Origin of the sequence: Micromonospora sp. DT44 (assembly GCF_049841635.1) — a bacterium.
Classification (GTDB): domain Bacteria; phylum Actinomycetota; class Actinomycetes; order Mycobacteriales; family Micromonosporaceae; genus Micromonospora.
On record NZ_JBNCKS010000093.1, the window covers coordinates 1 to 16,617 of the forward strand.

17 protein-coding genes and 1 pseudogene are annotated in these 16,617 nt (G+C 71.5%); 10 read left to right on the plus strand and 8 right to left on the minus strand.

What is annotated here, in order from left to right; all coding sequences use genetic code 11:
- Nucleotides 1–506: 506 nt before the first annotated feature.
- The 4 genes from ACLQ25_RS31170 to ACLQ25_RS31185 all read right to left on the minus strand — a co-directional run bounded on the left by ACLQ25_RS31170 (nucleotide 507) and on the right by ACLQ25_RS31185 (nucleotide 3,493).
- Nucleotides 507–782, minus strand: a complete 276-nt coding sequence (locus tag ACLQ25_RS31170) for a winged helix-turn-helix domain-containing protein (protein WP_425734327.1) — start codon at nucleotides 780–782, stop codon at nucleotides 507–509.
- A 574-nt stretch (nucleotides 783–1,356) separates the two neighbouring features.
- The gene (locus ACLQ25_RS31175; RefSeq protein WP_425734314.1) at nucleotides 1,357–1,674 is read right to left on the minus strand and encodes an antibiotic biosynthesis monooxygenase family protein; all 318 of its coding nucleotides are present in this window, start codon (nucleotides 1,672–1,674) and stop codon (nucleotides 1,357–1,359) included.
- A gap of 28 nt (nucleotides 1,675–1,702) precedes the next feature.
- Nucleotides 1,703–2,500, minus strand: coding sequence for an exodeoxyribonuclease III (locus tag ACLQ25_RS31180; protein WP_425734315.1), 798 nt, complete (start codon nucleotides 2,498–2,500; stop codon nucleotides 1,703–1,705).
- Between the two features lie 72 nt (nucleotides 2,501–2,572).
- A complete protein-coding gene (locus ACLQ25_RS31185) occupies nucleotides 2,573–3,493 on the minus strand; it encodes a proteasome assembly chaperone family protein (protein WP_425734316.1) in 921 nt (306 codons plus the stop codon).
- Between the two features lie 401 nt (nucleotides 3,494–3,894).
- Between ACLQ25_RS31185 and ACLQ25_RS31190 the strand changes: the two genes are divergently transcribed.
- From ACLQ25_RS31190 to ACLQ25_RS31200, 3 genes are all read left to right on the plus strand, one after another.
- A complete protein-coding gene (locus ACLQ25_RS31190) occupies nucleotides 3,895–4,743 on the plus strand; it encodes a peptidase M23 (protein ID WP_425734317.1) in 849 nt (282 codons plus the stop codon).
- A 106-nt stretch (nucleotides 4,744–4,849) separates the two neighbouring features.
- Nucleotides 4,850–4,996, plus strand: coding sequence for a hypothetical protein (locus ACLQ25_RS31195; protein WP_355237852.1), 147 nt, complete (start codon nucleotides 4,850–4,852; stop codon nucleotides 4,994–4,996).
- Nucleotides 4,997–5,042: 46 nt separating this feature from the next.
- Nucleotides 5,043–5,798 (plus strand): EcsC family protein, encoded by a 756-nt coding sequence (locus tag ACLQ25_RS31200; RefSeq protein ID WP_425734318.1) that lies wholly within the window; start codon nucleotides 5,043–5,045, stop codon nucleotides 5,796–5,798.
- A gap of 23 nt (nucleotides 5,799–5,821) precedes the next feature.
- Here ACLQ25_RS31200 and ACLQ25_RS31205 read toward each other — a convergent pair whose 3' ends face one another.
- A complete protein-coding gene (locus ACLQ25_RS31205) occupies nucleotides 5,822–6,673 on the minus strand; it encodes a GDSL-type esterase/lipase family protein (protein ID WP_425734319.1) in 852 nt (283 codons plus the stop codon).
- 190 nt (nucleotides 6,674–6,863) lie between these two features.
- Here ACLQ25_RS31205 and ACLQ25_RS31210 point away from each other — a divergent pair, with 190 nt between their 5' ends.
- Genes ACLQ25_RS31210 through ACLQ25_RS31230 form a run of 5 tightly spaced genes read left to right on the plus strand, consistent with a single transcriptional unit; the run spans nucleotide 6,864 to nucleotide 11,428 of the window.
- Nucleotides 6,864–7,127: a DUF6343 family protein gene (locus ACLQ25_RS31210; RefSeq protein WP_355050249.1), complete on the plus strand. Its 264-nt coding sequence runs from the start codon at nucleotides 6,864–6,866 to the stop codon at nucleotides 7,125–7,127.
- Between the two features lie 13 nt (nucleotides 7,128–7,140).
- Nucleotides 7,141–8,556 (plus strand): NADP-dependent succinic semialdehyde dehydrogenase, encoded by a 1,416-nt coding sequence (locus ACLQ25_RS31215; RefSeq protein WP_425734320.1) that lies wholly within the window; start codon nucleotides 7,141–7,143, stop codon nucleotides 8,554–8,556.
- Between the two features lie 40 nt (nucleotides 8,557–8,596).
- Complete coding sequence (locus tag ACLQ25_RS31220) at nucleotides 8,597–9,562, plus strand: TIGR03885 family FMN-dependent LLM class oxidoreductase (protein ID WP_425734321.1); 966 nt, start codon at nucleotides 8,597–8,599, stop codon at nucleotides 9,560–9,562.
- Nucleotides 9,563–9,599: 37 nt separating this feature from the next.
- Nucleotides 9,600–11,174 carry a Na+/H+ antiporter gene (locus ACLQ25_RS31225; RefSeq protein WP_425734322.1) on the plus strand — a complete coding sequence of 525 codons (1,575 nt, stop codon included), beginning with the start codon at nucleotides 9,600–9,602 and terminating at the stop codon, nucleotides 11,172–11,174.
- Nucleotides 11,171–11,428: a UBP-type zinc finger domain-containing protein gene (locus ACLQ25_RS31230; RefSeq protein WP_396801789.1), complete on the plus strand. Its 258-nt coding sequence runs from the start codon at nucleotides 11,171–11,173 to the stop codon at nucleotides 11,426–11,428. The genes ACLQ25_RS31225 and ACLQ25_RS31230 overlap by 4 nt, the downstream gene beginning before the upstream one ends.
- Before the next feature lie 3 nt (nucleotides 11,429–11,431).
- Here ACLQ25_RS31230 and ACLQ25_RS31235 read toward each other — a convergent pair whose 3' ends face one another.
- The 3 genes from ACLQ25_RS31235 to ACLQ25_RS31245 all read right to left on the minus strand — a co-directional run bounded on the left by ACLQ25_RS31235 (nucleotide 11,432) and on the right by ACLQ25_RS31245 (nucleotide 14,654).
- Nucleotides 11,432–11,965, minus strand: a complete 534-nt coding sequence (locus tag ACLQ25_RS31235) for a GNAT family N-acetyltransferase (protein WP_425734323.1) — start codon at nucleotides 11,963–11,965, stop codon at nucleotides 11,432–11,434.
- Between the two features lie 13 nt (nucleotides 11,966–11,978).
- Nucleotides 11,979–13,193: an MFS transporter gene (locus ACLQ25_RS31240; protein ID WP_425734324.1), complete on the minus strand. Its 1,215-nt coding sequence runs from the start codon at nucleotides 13,191–13,193 to the stop codon at nucleotides 11,979–11,981.
- A 210-nt stretch (nucleotides 13,194–13,403) separates the two neighbouring features.
- Nucleotides 13,404–14,654: a DUF222 domain-containing protein gene (locus tag ACLQ25_RS31245; RefSeq protein ID WP_425734325.1), complete on the minus strand. Its 1,251-nt coding sequence runs from the start codon at nucleotides 14,652–14,654 to the stop codon at nucleotides 13,404–13,406.
- Between the two features lie 456 nt (nucleotides 14,655–15,110).
- Between ACLQ25_RS31245 and ACLQ25_RS31250 the strand changes: the two are divergent.
- Nucleotides 15,111–15,766, plus strand: a pseudogene (locus ACLQ25_RS31250) (HAD family hydrolase).
- Between the two features lie 242 nt (nucleotides 15,767–16,008).
- A complete protein-coding gene (locus ACLQ25_RS31255) occupies nucleotides 16,009–16,593 on the plus strand; it encodes a phosphotransferase (protein ID WP_425734326.1) in 585 nt (194 codons plus the stop codon).
- Nucleotides 16,594–16,617 lie beyond the last annotated feature (24 nt).

Sequence of the window (16,617 nt, forward strand, 5' to 3'; positions counted from 1 at the left end):
CGACATCGTCCGCGCCGCTCTCCACCTCACCCATTTCGAATACCGATACCTACCGGATTCTTGTTGAGATCACGTCAATACTTCTGTCCGGCCTTCTTCAGAAAAGCCGCTTTCCTCGATTCACGTTTCCGGGCTGCCCAGTTTCACTATCAGGCTCGATTTGACAGGACTGCATTCGGGCCTAAGTGCGACTTTTCGCAGACAACTTTCAGGGGCCCGACTCGCTTTGTTCGCGTGAAGGGCTCGTTTAACTTTCGCGAGGCCAAGGCTACCTGGAAGCCTTCTGTTCCGCACGTTTGGCCAGATGGATTCGGGCTTGTTAAACACGATTCCGTTAGTGAGCAGGGCTGGATAATTCGAACCTCGCGGCCAAATGATATGGGCGACGGTGATTAGCCGATTGAATCGGACTAGTCGACAACGTCGGATTGCATTGCTTGCTTGATCTTTCCCAGTCCTCGTGCTAATCCACCCCGTCCTGGATTGCCGAGCTGCCGGCCAGGGGGTTAGGGGTTGGGCTTGATGTCCTCACGGACGTACACGCCTCGACCGGGTACGCCGACCACTAGGCCCTGAAACTCTAGAACCCTAATGCCCTTTTGGACTGTGGTTACCGCAATGCTGTAAAGCTTTGACAGCTCAGCATAAGACGGCAACTTGTCACCTGGCGCATACTCACCGCTTCTGATGCGGGAGGCCAAGTCTTCCGCCATCTGGCGGTATCCGCCGGTCGGTATGGGCATGGTGGGGTTCCTTCTCATCGGGCAACCCCATTCGATCATGATCACGAAACAGCCTCAACGCCAACGTTCCCTTAAGCGCCTAGGGTGTCTAGGGTGTCTAGGTGGGAGCGGAGGGCGACCGGAACCCACTGAGCGAGTGACCGGGAGAGGCGGAACCGTGGCAAACCACAGTGAGCGCGGACCGAAACGACGAATGCTCCGACTGTGGCGTGAGCCTGGGTGCGTCTGCGGGCATGAGACGTACATCGGATGCGTCAAGATGCGGATCGGCCCGGTGGGGCCGTCCTGGGCTAACCGGAGAGCGTCTGAGTATCCCCCGCTACAAGAGCCGTTCGCGACGAAGGCTCAGTCGTGCCGCTCGAACGGGGGTCACAGTGCCAATCGATGAGCCGATCTCTAAGGCGACAGAGTTGTTCATCGCTAACAGGATCTTGGACGCCCACTGGTCGCGGGCGCTTGACCAGCCGTGGCGGGTAGGCGGGTGCCTAGAGTGTCAGGGCCGCAACGACTGTCCGCAGCTCGACTGGGCGATCGAGCTGACGGCGGAGGTAGCTTCGGTCATGTTCCAGAAGCGGTGACCTTCGATCCGTGGCTCTTGACCGGCGGCGGGTGGTCAGGGCTGGGGGACGTGCAGGGCCACCTCGAATTCCAGCAGGCTCGCGCCGCTGGACACCGGCGGGCGGGGCTTGTCGCCCTCGGCGGTGGCGTGGGCCTGGCGCGACGGGCCGGAGGCCCAGGCCTGGTACGCCTCCTCGCTCTCCCACCGCGTGTAGACGAAGTAGCGGGTCTCGCCGGCCACCGGGCGGAGCAGTTCGAAGCCGAGAAAACCGGGGGAGCCTTCCACCGCGCCGGCCCGCGCCGCGAACCGCTTCTCCAGCTCGGGGCCGGCGTTCGGGGGAACCTCGATTGCGTTGATCTTCACGACTGCCATTAGTCCACCCTAGCCAGCCCGGACCGGGTCAGAACGCCTCGACCGCCGGAACGAGGTCCGCGTCGACCACGATCGGCGCGTGGTCGGAGGGGCCCTTGCCCTTGCGGGCCTCCCGGTCGACGTACGCCGAGCGGACCGCCCGGCTGAACGGCGCGGAGGCGTACACCAGGTCGATTCTCATGCCCTTGTTCTGGTGGAACATCCCGGCGCGGTAGTCCCAGTACGTGAAGGGGTGCGGCCCCTTCATGGGGGTCGGCACCACGTCGTTGAGGCCGAGGTCGCGCAGCGCGGCGAGGGCGGCCCGTTCGGCCGGGGTGACGTGCGTGGAGTGGGTGAACACCGCCGGGTCCCAGACGTCGGCGTCGGTCGGGGCGACGTTGAAGTCACCGCTGACGGCCAGCGGCAGGCCACCGGCCAGCTCCGCTTCCAGCGCGTCGCGCAGCGCCGCGAACCAGGCCAGCTTGTACGCGTAATGCGGGTCGTCGGGCGCGCGCCCGTTGGGGACGTACACCGACCAGACCCGCACCCCGTCGCAGGTGGCGGAGATGGCCCGGGCCTCCGGCTCGGGAAAGCCCGGCTCGCCCGCGAAGCCGACGCGGACGTCGTCGAGGCCGACCCGGGACAGGATCGCGACCCCGTTCCAGCGGCCGTCGCTGTGGCTGGCCACCGTGTAGCCCAGCTCGCCCACCTCGGCTACCGGGAACGCGCCGTCGGGACACTTCGTCTCCTGCAGGCAGACGACGTCGGGCCCGGTGCCGTCCAGCCATTCCAGCAGCCGGGGGAGCCGGGCCTTCACCGAGTTCACGTTCCAGGTCGCCAGGCGCATACGTCCACCCTGCCGTATCCGCCGCCGCGACGCCGCCTCACACAGGTGCCGTGTCGGCGGCGCGCCGCCGGATCAGCTCCCGGGAGTGTCGCCCGGGCGGGTCTGTTCGGCCAGGAACCGCTCCAGCTCCGCGCCGAGTTCGTCGGCGGTGGGCAGCGGGCCGGCGTCCGGCGCGAGCAGGCTCCGCTCGCCGCGACCGCGGGCGAACGCGTCGTACTGCTCCTCCAGGGCCTGGACCAGCGCGGCGGCGTCCTCGGTCTGGGCGACCTGCCGGTCGATCTCCACCCGGACCACCTCGGCGGCCGAGCGCAGGCCGTCGCCGGGCAGCAGGAGCCCGGTGCTGCGGGACACGGCGCTGAGCAGCACCTCGGCGGCGGCCGGGTACTCGGTCTGCGCCACGTAGTGCGGCACGTGGGCGGCGAAGCCGAGCGCGTCGCGGCCCTGCTCGCCGAGGCGGAACTCCAGCAGGTGGCCGACGCTGCCGGGCACCTGGACCCGTTGCAGCCACGGCTCGTACCCGCTGATCAGCTCGGGGCGGGTGGCGTGGGCCGTCACCCCGGTCGGCCGGGTGTGCGGGACCGCCATCGGGATCGAGTTGAGCCCGACGGTGAGCCGTACGTCGAGCCGGGCGGCGAGCCCCGCGACGGCGGCGGTGAACCGCTCCCACTGCAGGTCCGGCTCGGGGCCGGTGAGCAGCAGGAAGGGCGTCTCATCGTCGTCCTGCAGCAGGTGCAGCTTCAGCTCTGGCGCGTCGAAGCTCTCCCAGTGGTCCTCGTTGAAGGTCATCACCGGTCGCCGGGAGCGGTAGTCGAAGAGCTGGTCCACGTCGAAGGTGGCGATCGGCCGACCCTCGAGCGAGGTGAGCAGTTGCTCGCGGGCCAGCCGGCTGGCGTTGCCGGCGTCCACGAACCCGGTGAGGGCCTGAATCAGGACCGGCTGACCGAGGTCGGGCAGATCGTCGGTGAGCTGGTAGAGCTCGTGTGGGTCGAGCACCGGTGCGGACCTCCCTGGAATGTGCCTGTTCGGGTGCCGTCGCGACGGACAGCATCCGGTTCGGGCAACGTACCCGCCATCCTGGCGCATTCCTGCGTCGGGCGATCCGTCGCCTGCCCGGTGGGCACGATCGGACGAACCACCCGATTCCGCCGATCGGCCGATGGGCGGTTCGGCCCAAAGGCCGAGTTTGTCGATCATGTCGGGTCGCGCGGACCAATGTCCGTCTCTGTGGCGGCTCGTGCCCGCCTGCACGCCGCGCCGCTTTCCTCCCGTACGCGAGGTTCGTTCCCCGGGCGGGTCGAGCGGCCCCGCTCGTCCACCGGTGACACCCGTTTGTGTGGCGATGACCACGTGATCACCGTGCGTGATCGGGGCTTCGGTCTGCCTAGCCTCGGCTGATGCGTGACGACGGCACCCTCGACGACCCGTACGCCCCGAGTAGCCCCACTGCCGAAACAGAGGAAGGCACCTCAGCCGAACGGACAACCGCCGCGAGTCGGCTTCGGGCGTACGCCCGCGACCTGAGCGGTCGACGCCGCGCCCAGGTGGCGCTCGCCACCGGCGTGGTCTGCTGCCTCGGTCTGGCCGCCGCCGTGCAGGTCCGGGACCAGGACGCCGGCGCGCAGTCGCGCGACAAGACCGCCAGCGTCGAGCTGGCGGAGCGCGCCGAGCAGCAGACCGCATCCCGCGGGCTCGATCGCTCGGCGGCCCCGTCCGCCACCCCGTCGGCGTCCACCACCCCCGCCGACCCGGACGCCACCCCCCGCGCCCGCAAGGTCGCCCCGGCGAAGCCGACCCGTCCGGCACCGGTCGTCGGCCTGGACGAGGATCAGATGGAGAACGCCGAGGCGATCGTCCGCGCCGGCCGCAAGATGGGCATCCCGCGCCGTGGCCTGGTCATCGCGGTGGCGACCGCCATGCAGGAGAGCAACCTCTACAACGTCGCGAGCGGCGTCCTGCCGGAGTCGCAGGACTACCCGCACCAGGGCGTCGGCTGGGACCACGACTCGGTCGGGCTGTTCCAGCAGCGCTCCAGCAGCGGCTGGGGTCCGGTCGGTCGATTGATGGACCCGGAGTTCGCGACCCGGCAGTTCCTCACGGCACTCGAACAGGTGCCCGGCTGGCAGCAGATGCGCCTCACCGACGCCGCGCAGGCGGTGCAGGTCTCCGCGTACCCGGAGTACTACCAGCAGCACGAATGGCGGGCCACCCGGGTCGTCGACGCCATCGTGCCGGCCGGGCGGTAACCTACCGACCACTATGGACGGTGAGGGTTGAGCCGGTCGCGTCCCGGGTACATCCGTTGCGGGTTCGGGGTACACATGACTGAGGGATCATCGACAGGAGGACGTTATGTCTCTGATGCAGCGGATCAGCACTTTCCTGAGATCGCCCAAGGGTCAGCAACTGGTGGACCGGGGTCGGCGCGAGCTGGCCAAGCCGGAAAACCAGCAGAAGCTCAAGGGGTTGGCCACCCGCCTGTCCAACCGCCGTCGCTGACCGCGCCACCGGCCGTCCTGCCCGTACCCACCCCTGGGGAGACCCGGTGACCGACACCCCGCCCGTCGGCGGTCAATCCGCCGCGCCCACCCCTGAGCCGTCGGCCGACGTGCCGGTCGCGCCGGCGGCCACGCCCGAAGGCCCGCCGGGGCGGCTGTGGGACCGGATGCGCGACGACCCGCAGTACGCCCCGGAGCACCTCGCGCTGGAGGCGGTGCGCCGACTCGGGCCGGAAGCCGCGCAGTGGGCCGCCCGGGCCCGCAACGACCACCCCGGTGTCTCGTCCGACGTCCTGGCCGACCAGGCGATCCGCAAGTTCGTCAACCTGGCCCGCCTGTCCGGGGCGGTCTCCGGCGCGGCCGGGCTGCCTGGGGCGGTCCTCGACGTCGGCGTGCTGGCCTGGACCCAGGCGCGGATGGTCCTGCACGTCGCCGCCGCGTACGACGTCGACCCGCTGCACAGCGACCGGGCCACCGATCTGCTCGTGCTCCAGCGGGTGCACAAGGTCGCCGAGAGCGCCCGCCTGGCGCTCGGGGTGGCCGCCGGCCGGGAACGCGCCGACGCGCTCTTCGGCCTGGGCGGTCAGCGTCCGCTGGGCCGGGTCATGTTGCAGCTCGGCGTCCGGCTCGCCCAGATGGCCGGTGTGCGGGCGGCCAAACGCGTCATCGCCAAGATCGTCCCCGGGGCGGCGATCGTGCTCGGCACCTGGGCCAACTCGTCCGCCACCAAGGACCTGGCCGAGCGCTCGCGGGCGCTCTACGGTCGCCGCGGCAACGCCGTTCCGGAGCCCCGCCGTTCCTGATCCGCCCTCTCGCGCGGGCTGACTCAGTCGGCCAGTCCGGAGGCGCGCCAGGTCACCTCGGCCAGCCGGTCCTGGCCGGTGGCGTTGGGGTGGAACCAGTCCAGTGGGTTGAGCAGGTCCAGGGTGAAGCGCACCCGGTGCGCCGCGCCGCCGTCGTGCCGGCAGCGCGAGCCGTACGCCCGGCAGGCCGCCACCAACTGCACGTTGTACGCGTCGATCCGTTCCCGGACGGCGGCCCGGCGGGCCTTGTCGGCGGCCGCGTTCGACGTCGCGTTGGCCAGGAGCGCCGGGCAGATGCCCCGCTTCCACGCGCGCGTCGCCCGCCCGTCGGTGTGCCCGACCTCCCAGAGTCGGTACAGGTCGGGGATGCTCACCACCAGCACCCGGGCCTTCGGTCGGCCGGTGCGCAACGCCCGCAGGCCCCGGTCGACGTCGGTGCGGAACGTGGTCACCGGGGTCATGGCGTCCACCCCGCCCCGGCAGATGTCGTTGGCGCCGATGAGCACGGTGACGTAGTCGGCGCGGTCCCGTACCGCTGCCTGGGCCTGGCCTTCGAGGGCGTCGGCGCGGGCGCCGGGCCGTGCGTGGTTGTACGCCCGGCCACGGATCGCGGAGTCCTGGTCGAGTAGTCGCCGGTAGTGACTGTGTACCCGCAGACCGTCCCCGGTGGACCACGAGTTGCGCTCGCAGGAGGTGAGGACCAGGCAGGAAGCGAAGCCGGTGCTGATCGAGTCGCCGAGCGCGGCGATGCCGCCGGGACCGCCGGACGACGGCGCGCTCTTCGTGGGGCGCGGTGACGCCGACGTGCCACCCTCGCAGGCCAGCGCCACCAGTGCGGCTAGGCAGGCCAGGGCGGCGATCCAGCGTCGAGGCATGACATCCCCTGTCTCGCAGCACAGAGCGACAGCGCGGTAACTCTATGCGCTGGACCCGGTTGGGCGGGAAGTTGCTGTCGGGTATGCGGCGAAGGGGCCTCGGACCTGCCGTCGGGATGCTATAAGTGCCGCCGCGCGTGGAGTCGTCGGCCACCGGTTAACACCCCCGATCGCGGGTAGATCGGGAGGTATGACGAGATCGCAGCCCCGGCGCGCCCGTGGCACGGTCGGGCACGCGTACAGCGCCCTCAACCTGCGGCTCACCCTCGCCAGCTTCGGACTGGTGATCATGGTGATCTTCGCGGTGCTGGCGTTCTGGGCCGGGATCGCCTGGCTCGGCGTGCTCTGCGCGATCCTCGCGGTGGTCGCCGTGGTCGATCTGGTCGTCATCCAACGCCGCCGCGCCGCCCGCCGCCGCGAGGAGCCGGGCGTACGACACTCGCTGTTCGAGTGACAGGAGAAGCGAAATGCCGCACATCGCCACCACCAACCCCGCCACCGGTCAGGTGCTCAAGACCTACGAGGCGATGTCCACCGAACAGCTCGACGCCGCCATCGAGCGCACCGATCTCGCGTACCGGCAGCTGCGCGGCGCAGACGTCGAGGAGCGCGCCCGGTGGATGAACGCCGCCGCCGACCTCCTGGACGCCGAGCGGGACGAGATCGCGCGGATCATGACCACGGAGATGGGCAAGACGTACGCCGCCGCGCAGGCCGAGGTGACCAAGTGCGCCACGGCCGCCCGCTTCTACGCCGACAAGGCCCCGGCGTTCCTCGCCGACGAGCCGGCCGACGCCGCCGCCGTGAAGGCGACCCGGGCGTTCATCCGCTACCAGCCGATCGGCGTGGTGCTCGCCGTGATGCCGTGGAACTTCCCGCTCTGGCAGGTGATGCGCTTCGCCGCCCCGGCGTTGATGGCCGGCAACACCGGCCTGCTCAAGCACGCCTCGAACGTGCCGCAGACCGCGCTGCTGCTGGAGGACGTGTTCCGCCGCGCCGGCTTCCCGGAGGGCGCGTTCACCACCCTGCTGGTCGGCTCGGACGCCGTCGAGCGCATCCTCGCCGACCCCCGGGTACGCGCCGCGACGCTCACCGGCAGTGAGGCGGCCGGGCGGTCGATCGCGCAGATCGCCGGGCGGGAACTCAAGAAGACGGTGCTGGAGCTGGGCGGCAGCGACCCGTTCGTGGTGATGCCCTCGGCGGACCTGGACCGTGCCGCCGAGGTCGCCACCACCGCCCGCTGTCAGAACAACGGCCAGTCCTGCATCGCCGCCAAGCGCTTCATCGTGCACACCGACGTCTTCGACGCGTTCGCCGAGAAGTTCGCCGCGAACATGGCCGCGCTGCGCGTCGGCGACCCGATGGACGGCGACACCGACGTGGGGCCGCTGGCCAGCGAACACGGCCGCGACGAGGTGCACGCCCAGGTGCGCGACGCGATGGACAACGGCGCGACCGTGCTCTGCGGCGGTGAAGTGCCCACCGGCGACGGCTGGTTCTATCCGCCGACCGTCGTCACCGACCTGACGCCGCAGATGCGGATGTGGTCCGAGGAGGTGTTCGGGCCGGTCGCCGGCCTGTACCGGGTGTCGTCCTACGACGAGGCCATCGAGGTGGCCAACGGCACGAGCTTCGGGCTCGGGTCGAACGCCTGGACCAGGGACGCGGCCGAGCAGGAGCGCTTCGCCACCGACCTGGACGCCGGCAACGTCTTCGTCAACGGCATGACCACCTCGTACCCGGAGCTGCCCTTCGGCGGCGTGAAGAACTCCGGCTACGGGCGGGAGCTGTCCGAGCTGGGCATGCGGGAGTTCTGCAACACCAAGACGGTGTGGGTGGGCGAGGGGGCGGCGTCGGCCGGCGCGGGCGCGCACGCCGAGTAGCACGCATCACCGGACGTCGTCGTGGGTAGGAGATGCGCCCATGACGACGTTCGGGTTCCACGCCTCCCACGAGCAGATCAACCCCCGCGCCCTGCTGGAAGCGGTGATGCACGCCGAGCGGGCCGGCTTCGACGCCGCCATGTGCTCCGACCACTTCTCCCCGTGGAGCGAGCGGCAGGGCGAGTCCGGCTTCGCCTGGTCCTGGTTGGGCGCGGCCCTGCAGGCCACCGGCATGCCGTTCGGCGTCGTCAACGCTCCCGGCCAGCGGTACCACCCGGCGATCATCGCGCAGGCGATCGGCACCCTCGGCGCGATGTACCCGGGCCGGTTCTGGGCGGCCCTGGGCACCGGCGAGGCCAGCAACGAGCACATCACCGGCGATGCGTGGCCGCGCAAGGACGTCCGCTCCGCCCGGCTGCGCGAGTGCGTGGACGTGATCCGGGCGCTGCTGGCCGGCGAGGAGGTCAGCCACGACGGCCTGGTCCGGGTGGACCGGGCCCGGCTGTGGACCCGTCCCGAGGAGCCGCCCGCGCTGGTCGGCGCCGCCGTCAGCGTCGCCACCGCCCGCTGGTGCGCCGAGTGGGCCGACGGCCTGATCACCGTGAACGCGCCAGTTGAGCACCTGCGCGCGATGATCGACGCGTACCGGGACGCCGGTGGCCGTGGACCGCTGCACCTCCAGGTGCACGTCTCCTGGGCGCCGGAGCAGGCACAGGCCGAGGCGATCGCGTACGACCAGTGGCGCAGCAACGTCTTCGCCCCTCCGGTCTGCTGGGACCTGGAGACCGTGGAGCACTTCGACGAGGTGTCCGCCGACGTACCCGCCCAGCGGGTCGCTCAGGTGGTGAACGTCTCGGCCGACCTGGGCCGGCACGTCGGCTGGCTGGAGGAGTACGCAGCGCTCGGCTTCGACCAGATCGCCCTGCACCACGTCGGGCAGGAGCAGCGCGGGTTCATCGACGCGTTCGGCGCCGAGGTGCTGCCGAAGTTGCGTCCGGCCGGCTGATCGGGCGTCGACCACCCGCCCCCTAGGCTCGTACCCCATGGAAAGCCTGTTTCCGGTCGTCGTCTTCCTGGCGATCGCCACCCTGGGCGCGGCGTTGGCCCGCCGGCTCGGCCTGCTCGCGCCGATCCTGCTTGTCGTACTCGGATTGGCCCTGTCCTTCCTCCCGGGCTTCCCGCAGATCCACCTCGAGCCGGAGTTGGTGCTGATCGGCATCCTGCCGCCGTTGCTGTACGTCGCGGCGCTGGAGACGTCGGTGCCGGCGTTCAAGAACAACATCCGGCCGATCCTGCTGCTCGCCGTGGGTCTGGTGCTGTTCACCGCGTTCGCGGTGGGCTTCGTGCTGCATCTGCTGCTGCCGCAGGTGCCGTTCGCGATCTGCCTGGCCCTCGGCGCGGTGGTCGCGCCGCCGGACGCGGTGGCCGCCACCGCGGTCGCGCGCCGCGTCGGGCTGCCCCGCCGGGTGGTCACCATCCTGGAGGGGGAGAGCCTCGTCAACGACGCGACCGCGCTGGTGCTGCTGCGGGTCGCGACCATGGCCACCATCGGTACGACAGTCGGCACGGCGGACGTGGCCGTCGAGGTGCTGCGCGCGACCGGCGGCGGCATTCTGATCGGCGCTCTCGGGGCGGTGGTCTTCGGCTTCCTGCACCGGCGGATCAGCGACCCGCTGCTGGACAACGCGCTGTCGTTGATCATCCCGTTCGCGGTGGTGTTCACGGCCGAGCACGTGCACGCCTCCGGTGTGGTCGCCGTGGTCGTCACCGGGCTGGCCCTCGGCCACAAGCTGCCGCAACTGCTGTCGGCGGCGTCCCGGTTGCAGACCGGGGCGTTCTGGCGGCTGGTGCGGTTCCTCCTCGAAGGGCTGGTCTTCCTCCTGGTCGGGCTGCAACTGCGGGACGTGGTACGGGATCTCGAGGAGCCGGCCGGCTCCCTCGTCCTGATCACCGTGGCGGTGTTGGCCACCGTCTTCCTGACCCGCTTCGTCTGGCTCTTCCCGGCCACCTACCTCGCCCGGCTGGTCCCCCGGATCCGCCGCCGGGACGCGGCCCCCTCCCCGAAGGTCCCGATCATCATCGGCTGGGCCGGGATGCGCGGCGTGGTGACGCTCGCCGCCGCCCTGGCCCTGCCGTTGACGCTGGCCGAGGGCGAGCCGTACCCCCGGGCCCTGTTCATCTGGCTGGCCTTCGCGGTGATCGTGGTCACGTTGGTCGGGCAGGGCGCCACCCTCCCGCTGGTCGCCCGCCGGCTGAAGCTGCCCCAGGACGACCCGGTGCAGGACGCCCTGTCCGCCGCCGGAGTGCAGCAGCAGGCCAGCAGGGCAGCGCGGGACCGCCTGGAGGAGTTGGCCGACAGCGCACCCGCGCCCGTGGTGGATCGGCTGCGTCGGGTGCAGGAGGACCGCACGAACATGGCCTGGGAACGGCTCGGCGGCGACGAGCGGGAGACCCCCTCGCAGGCGTACGGTCGGCTGCGACAAGAAATGATCGACGCCGAGCGGGACGTGTTCCGGGCTGCCCGGGACTCCGGTCGGATTCCTGAGGAGGTATTGGTGCAGGCCTACCGTGACCTGGACCTGGAAGAGTCGCTGCTGCGGCAGGAGGTGGACCAGTGAGCTGTCAGCACCTGGCCGAGGCGGGCACCGCCGAGCCGCTCACCCCGGACGAGTGCGCGGACTGTGTCGCCATCGGCAACACCTACTGGGTGCACCTGCGTACCTGCCTGAGCTGCGGGCAGGTCGGCTGCTGCGACTCGTCGCCGAACCAGCACGCGAGTAAGCACTTCGCGTCCACCGGTCACCCGGTGATGCGCTCGGCGCAGCCGGGCGAGGCGTGGCGCTGGTGCTTCGTCGACGAGGAGATCGGCTGACGCTCAGTCGAGCCGGCGCACGAGCAACTGCCCCGGCCACGGCTCACGCCCCGACCGGACCACGGTGAACGGCTCGGTCGGGGTGAAGCCGCAGCCCTCGTAGAACCGGACGAGCGCCCGGTCGTCGCCGCCGTAACAGTCCACCCGCAAGAGCCCCAACCCCCGCGCCCGGGCCACCTCGGCGGCGTGCTCCAACAGCCGGGCTCCGATCCCCAGCCCGGCGTGTGCCCGGTCGGTGACCAGGAGTCGGACGTACAGCTCCGGCTCGGTGGCCGGGGGCACGTGCTCGGTGGCGGCGCCCACCACCAGCGCGCCGACCGGACGGTCGCCCCGCAGCGCCAGGTGCAGGTCGCCACTCGCGGCCCACTCCTTCGCCCGGGCGATCTGGCCGGCATCGGTGGAGGGCTGCCGGGTGCCCCACTGCCCGGTCCGGCCGCGCTCCACCAGCCAGGCGGTGGCCACGTCGAGCAGCCGCAGCACGGTCCCGGCGTCCCCCGGGCCGCCGGGGCGGATGGTGATGATCGACTGATCGTTCATGCCCGGCATCCTGCTACACCCGCCGGGTGTCCAGCGCCCACCGGGTCAGCGCCGGGGTGATCAGAGCCGTCCCGGCGAACAGCCCGGCGACGGCCAGCCAGCCGGCCGCCCCGCCGTCGATGATGACCAGGGTCAGCAGGGCCGGGGCGACGGCTCGGGCCAGGCCGGCGAGCATCCCGTCCACCCCCTGGTACGCGCCGAGGGCACCCGATGGGGCGAGATCGTAGGCCAGCCCGGCTCCCGCGGCGGCGTGCCACAGGTCTCCGGCGGTGTAGACGGCCGTGGCGACCAGGAGGAGCGTGACCGCCGCCCAGGTCGGCAGGGCGACCGTGGTGGCGTACAGCAGCATCGCGGTGGCCAACACCAGGCCGGCACGGCGCATCGTCGCCGCCGCGGGGACGGCGGCGTCCGCGCCCCGGCTCAGCCGCACCGCCAGCAGTACGGTCAGCAGCGTGTTGGTCAGCAGCACCGCCGATACGACGGGCGGCGGCGCTCCGGCCACGGTCACCGCCCACAGTGGCACCACGAGCGTGAGAACGATCTGGTGCGTAGCAAGGATCGCCGATGCGCCGCTCACCACGAGGAACCGGCCGTCGCGCAGCGCTCCTCCTCGGCCCAGGACAGCACCGGTCCCGACTTGCGGCATCGGCGGGTAGGCCGGCAGTCGCAGCAACAGCGCCGCCGACACCAGGTAGGTGACCGCGTTGCCGACCACCAACAGCTGGTACGCCCGGTGCGTGTCGGCGGCCAACGCGAACCCGGCCAGCCCGGCCCCGGCGGCAATGCCCAGGTTCGCCACGGCGCGCAGCGTGGCGAAGGCGTGTACCCGCTGCTGTGGACCAGCGACGGCCGCGACCAACGCGGCGCGGACCGCGAGGTTGCCCGAGGCCAACAGCAGTTCGAGCACCGCGACGACCAGGAAGACCGTGAACGAGTCGACCAGCAGGTACGTCGCCCCCACCGCCGCCTGAAGGACCTGCAGAGCGGCTCGCAGCGTGCGCGGGTCGCGCCGATCCGCCAGGGCGCCGAGCGGCACGCTGGCGGTCAGCCCGACCAGTCCGGCGACGCTGAGCCCGGCACCCACCTGGACGGCGGACAGCCCCACGTCCCGGGTGAGATAGAGAGCCGCCCCGGTCAGCCACAGGCCCGCGCCGACCGAGTTCGCCAGGGTGGCGAGCGCGAGGGTGCGCAGTCGTCCCGCCGGTGGTAACGGCGAGATGCCCCGCATCAACGCGAGACGAACGCGGCGGAGGCGATCGCTCGGCCGCCGTCGCTGGGGTGGTTGTGCTCGGTGGCTCGCTCGAACGTGTCGCCGTTGACCGTCATGGTCGCCACGTTATGCAGACTGGGCGGAGTCGGCGGTCCCGAGCGACGCGAGGCCGGTCACACCACCGATCCAAGGGTCGTGGCTCGTCGCGGCTGACGGGCTGAGGCTCCGTCACGTCCGACGGTGGTACCGGTTGCGGCGGGGGATCTGGTCGGGGTCGAGCCAGGCTGGCGGGACGAAATCCGGGTGGCCGTCGCCGCCGAGCCGGACCGTCCACTCGCCTCGGTGGAGGTGGCGGTGGTGGTGGCCGCAGAGCAGCACCGAGTTGGCCAGGCTGGTCTCGCCGCCCTCGGCCCAGTGTCGGATGTGGTGGGCGTCGCACCAGCGGGGCGGTCGGTCGCAGCCGGGGAAGGCGCAGCCTCGGTCGCGTAGCACCAGTGCGCGGCGCAGCGCTCCGGTGATGAGTCGGCGCTGCCGGCCGACGTCGAGTGTCTGGCCGGCGCCGCCGAGCACGGCGGGCAGGATTGCGGCGTCGCAGGCGAGGCGGCGGACCGTCTCCGGGGTGAGCCCTGGGCCGGTGTCGAGGGTGCCGGCATCGAGCTGCCGGACCAGCGCGTCGAAGCTGGTGGTCACCACGATCTGGGCGGGTTCCCCGCCGTGCTCGGGCAGTTCGCCGGTGCGGAGCGCGAGCCGGCACAGGTCGGCGAGCGCGTCGTGCCGGCGTTGCCCGGGGCAGCGCGGGTCATCCGGGCCGGACGGCGCGGTCAACGGGTCGAGGGCGGCGCGCAGCAGACCGGCCGCCTCGGCGTCCAGGTGACCGGAGAGCCGCAGCCGGCCGTCGCGTAGCTCGGAGAGGGTGACATGACGGTCGCGTTCGGCGCGGCGCGCCTCGGCCTCCAGCGCCGCCCTGGCGGCGGCTTCGGCAAGCTCGGGGGCGACATGGTCGAGGACCCGGGTGCCCAGCCTGCGCAGCAGGGTCGGGTCGAACTGCCCGGCCCACCCGATGAGGACGCCGACCGCCTTGTCGGCCGCCTCGGCGCCAGCGGCCGTGTGCACCGTCTGGACGGTCTCGCCGATGACCCGCGCCTGCTCGACGGTGATGTCTCCGTCGGCCAACGCGGCGCGCACCCCGGGCGCTCCGGCATCGAGCGCCCCGGCGAGATCGACCAGCCGGCGAGCGGCGGAACCGTCGAGCCGCAGCCGGTCCCGCAACCAGACCGCCGTCGACGACGCGCCCTGCGCCCGCGCCGTGCCCCGGCCGTCCACCTCACGCACCAACGTCAGTTGCAGGGCTGCCAGGCGTTGCGCGAGCCGGTGTGCGGCATCGAGGGCCGCGACGAGATCGTGCTCGGGGAGAGCCCACGCCGCCGCGTCGAGGCAGTCGGCAACCGCCGCCTCCGCCCGCGCCAACCCCTCCAACATGCATCGACGTTAGAACACACGTACGACAATTTCCGGGGTCGACCGAGAGGGCGGCGAAGCCTCTCGTGGTGCCGGACGAGCGGCGTGACGCTCGGCCAGGTGTTGGCCGGATCAACGGATCGCAACGAGCAGATGCACCTCGCCCTGCTGGCGGCGACGTACGCGCCAGCTCCACTCCGAACACGTCGGCGGGCAGCAGGTCCCAGATGTGGCCCCCACCAGTGCGAGCACGCGTGCGTCCGTGGCGGCCGGACGGACGAGGCGGTCCTCGCGCCAGCGGCGTACCACCTGGGTGGGCAACACCCGGCGCTCGCGGCGGTCAGATCACCGCCTCCGCCGCTCTCGCCGTGGCTGGAAGGGGCGGGCCGGATCGGCCAGGGTTCGCCGGTCACGGGGACATCGAGCGTGCAGTCCGCCGCCTATGATCACCTACGGCCGGACCGGGACGGGGGCAGGTTGATCAAGGCGGTCTTCTTCGATGTCGGCGGGGTGATTCTCGACGAGTCCCGCGAGTTCACGGCCTGGGCGGACTGGCTCGGCGTCCCACGGCACACGTGTCGGCGGTCTTCGGCGCGGTCGTCGCGAGGGGCCTGGACTACCGGGAGACGTTCCGGACCTTCCGGCCCGACTTCGACCTGGAGGTCGAGCTTGCCCGCCGGGCGGCCGCCGGCCAGCCGGAGACGTTCGGCGCGGAGGATCTCTACGCGGACGCGCGTGGGTGCCTCGCCGCCCTGCGTGATCAGGGTCTGCTGGTGGGCCTGGCCGGTAACCAGCCGGCCCACGCCGAGGCGACCCTTCGCTGTCTCGACCTCGACGTGGACTTGATCGGCACGTCGTACTCCTGGGGTGTGGCGAAGCCGGCGCCGGCCTTCTTCGACCGGGTGGTGGCCGAGGGCGGCGGTGACCCGTCGTCGATCCTGTACGTCGGCGACCGGCCCGACAACGACGCCCGTCCGGGCCAGGAGGCCGGGATGAAGACGTGCCTGATCCGGCGCTCGCCGTGGGGGCACATCCTCGACATGCCGGCCGTAGCCGACCGGTGCCTGTTCCGCATCGACTCGCTGCACGAGCTGCCGGCCCTGATCGCCGCGCACAACAGCCGAGCCGACTAGCCGCGCACAACGGCCGAGCCGAATGGCCGCGCACAACGGCCGAGCCGAATGGCCGCGCACGACGGCCGAGCCGAATGGCCGAACACACCAAGCCGAGCCGAATGGCCGAACACACCAAGCCGAGCCGAATGGCCGAACCCACCAAGCTGAGCGGATCAGCCCAGCACGACAGGAGCAGCGGACCCGATGCCGGCCCGCACCGCTGCGCCCACTCCGGCCGAGCGCGGCCGTAGGGTTTCGCCGTGACCGTCAACAGGATGCCAGCCGCGGAGGTTTCCGTCTCTGTCGAACTGGTGCGCGGTCTGCTCGACCAGCAGCACCCCGATCTGGCGGACCTGCCGATCGAGATCCTGGCCAACGGCTGGGACAACCTCGTGTGTCGTCTTGGTGAGGAGCTGCTGGTCCGGTTGCCGCGCCGCGCGGTAGCCGCCGAGCTCATCGCGCACGAGCAGCGCTGGCTGCCGGAGCTCGCCGGCCGCCTGCCGTTGCCGGTGCCAGCGCCGTTGCGTGTCGGGCAGCCGACGATCCGGTACCCCTGGTCGTGGAGTGTCGTGCCGTTCTTCCCGGGCCGGGTCGCGGCGCTGTCGCAGCCAGACGACCCCTGGTCGGCGGCGGTGACGCTCGGCGGTTTCCTGGACGCGCTGCACATCCCGGCTCCTCCAGAGGCGCCCGTCAACCCGTTTCGTGGGATTCCGCTGGTCGGCCGCGCTCCGGGTGTCCTGGACGCGCTCGCGCACGTCGATCCGGCCGATCGTGACGCCGCGCTGCGGATCTGGTCACGTCCGCGCTGGTGGTGTAAGAGACGGCCATCGCGGGATCCGGTTTGATGTTAGGCGGCGATTGGGCTGGGA

Bases quoted from the DNA above. Each gene is read 5' to 3' on its own strand.
- ACLQ25_RS31170 (WP_425734327.1), bottom strand. From the start codon at position 782: ATGATCGAATGGGGTTGCCCGATGAGAAGGAACCCCACCATGCCCATA.
- ACLQ25_RS31175 (WP_425734314.1), bottom strand. From the start codon at position 1,674: ATGGCAGTCGTGAAGATCAACGCAATCGAGGTTCCCCCGAACGCCGGC.
- ACLQ25_RS31180 (WP_425734315.1), bottom strand. From the start codon at position 2,500: ATGCGCCTGGCGACCTGGAACGTGAACTCGGTGAAGGCCCGGCTCCCC.
- ACLQ25_RS31190 (WP_425734317.1), top strand. From the start codon at position 3,895: ATGCGTGACGACGGCACCCTCGACGACCCGTACGCCCCGAGTAGCCCC.
- ACLQ25_RS31195 (WP_355237852.1), top strand. From the start codon at position 4,850: ATGTCTCTGATGCAGCGGATCAGCACTTTCCTGAGATCGCCCAAGGGT.
- ACLQ25_RS31205 (WP_425734319.1), bottom strand. From the start codon at position 6,673: ATGCCTCGACGCTGGATCGCCGCCCTGGCCTGCCTAGCCGCACTGGTG.
- ACLQ25_RS31210 (WP_355050249.1), top strand. From the start codon at position 6,864: ATGACGAGATCGCAGCCCCGGCGCGCCCGTGGCACGGTCGGGCACGCG.
- ACLQ25_RS31215 (WP_425734320.1), top strand. From the start codon at position 7,141: ATGCCGCACATCGCCACCACCAACCCCGCCACCGGTCAGGTGCTCAAG.
- ACLQ25_RS31220 (WP_425734321.1), top strand. From the start codon at position 8,597: ATGACGACGTTCGGGTTCCACGCCTCCCACGAGCAGATCAACCCCCGC.
- ACLQ25_RS31225 (WP_425734322.1), top strand. From the start codon at position 9,600: ATGGAAAGCCTGTTTCCGGTCGTCGTCTTCCTGGCGATCGCCACCCTG.
- ACLQ25_RS31235 (WP_425734323.1), bottom strand. From the start codon at position 11,965: ATGAACGATCAGTCGATCATCACCATCCGCCCCGGCGGCCCGGGGGAC.
- ACLQ25_RS31240 (WP_425734324.1), bottom strand. From the start codon at position 13,193: ATGCGGGGCATCTCGCCGTTACCACCGGCGGGACGACTGCGCACCCTC.
- ACLQ25_RS31245 (WP_425734325.1), bottom strand. From the start codon at position 14,654: ATGTTGGAGGGGTTGGCGCGGGCGGAGGCGGCGGTTGCCGACTGCCTC.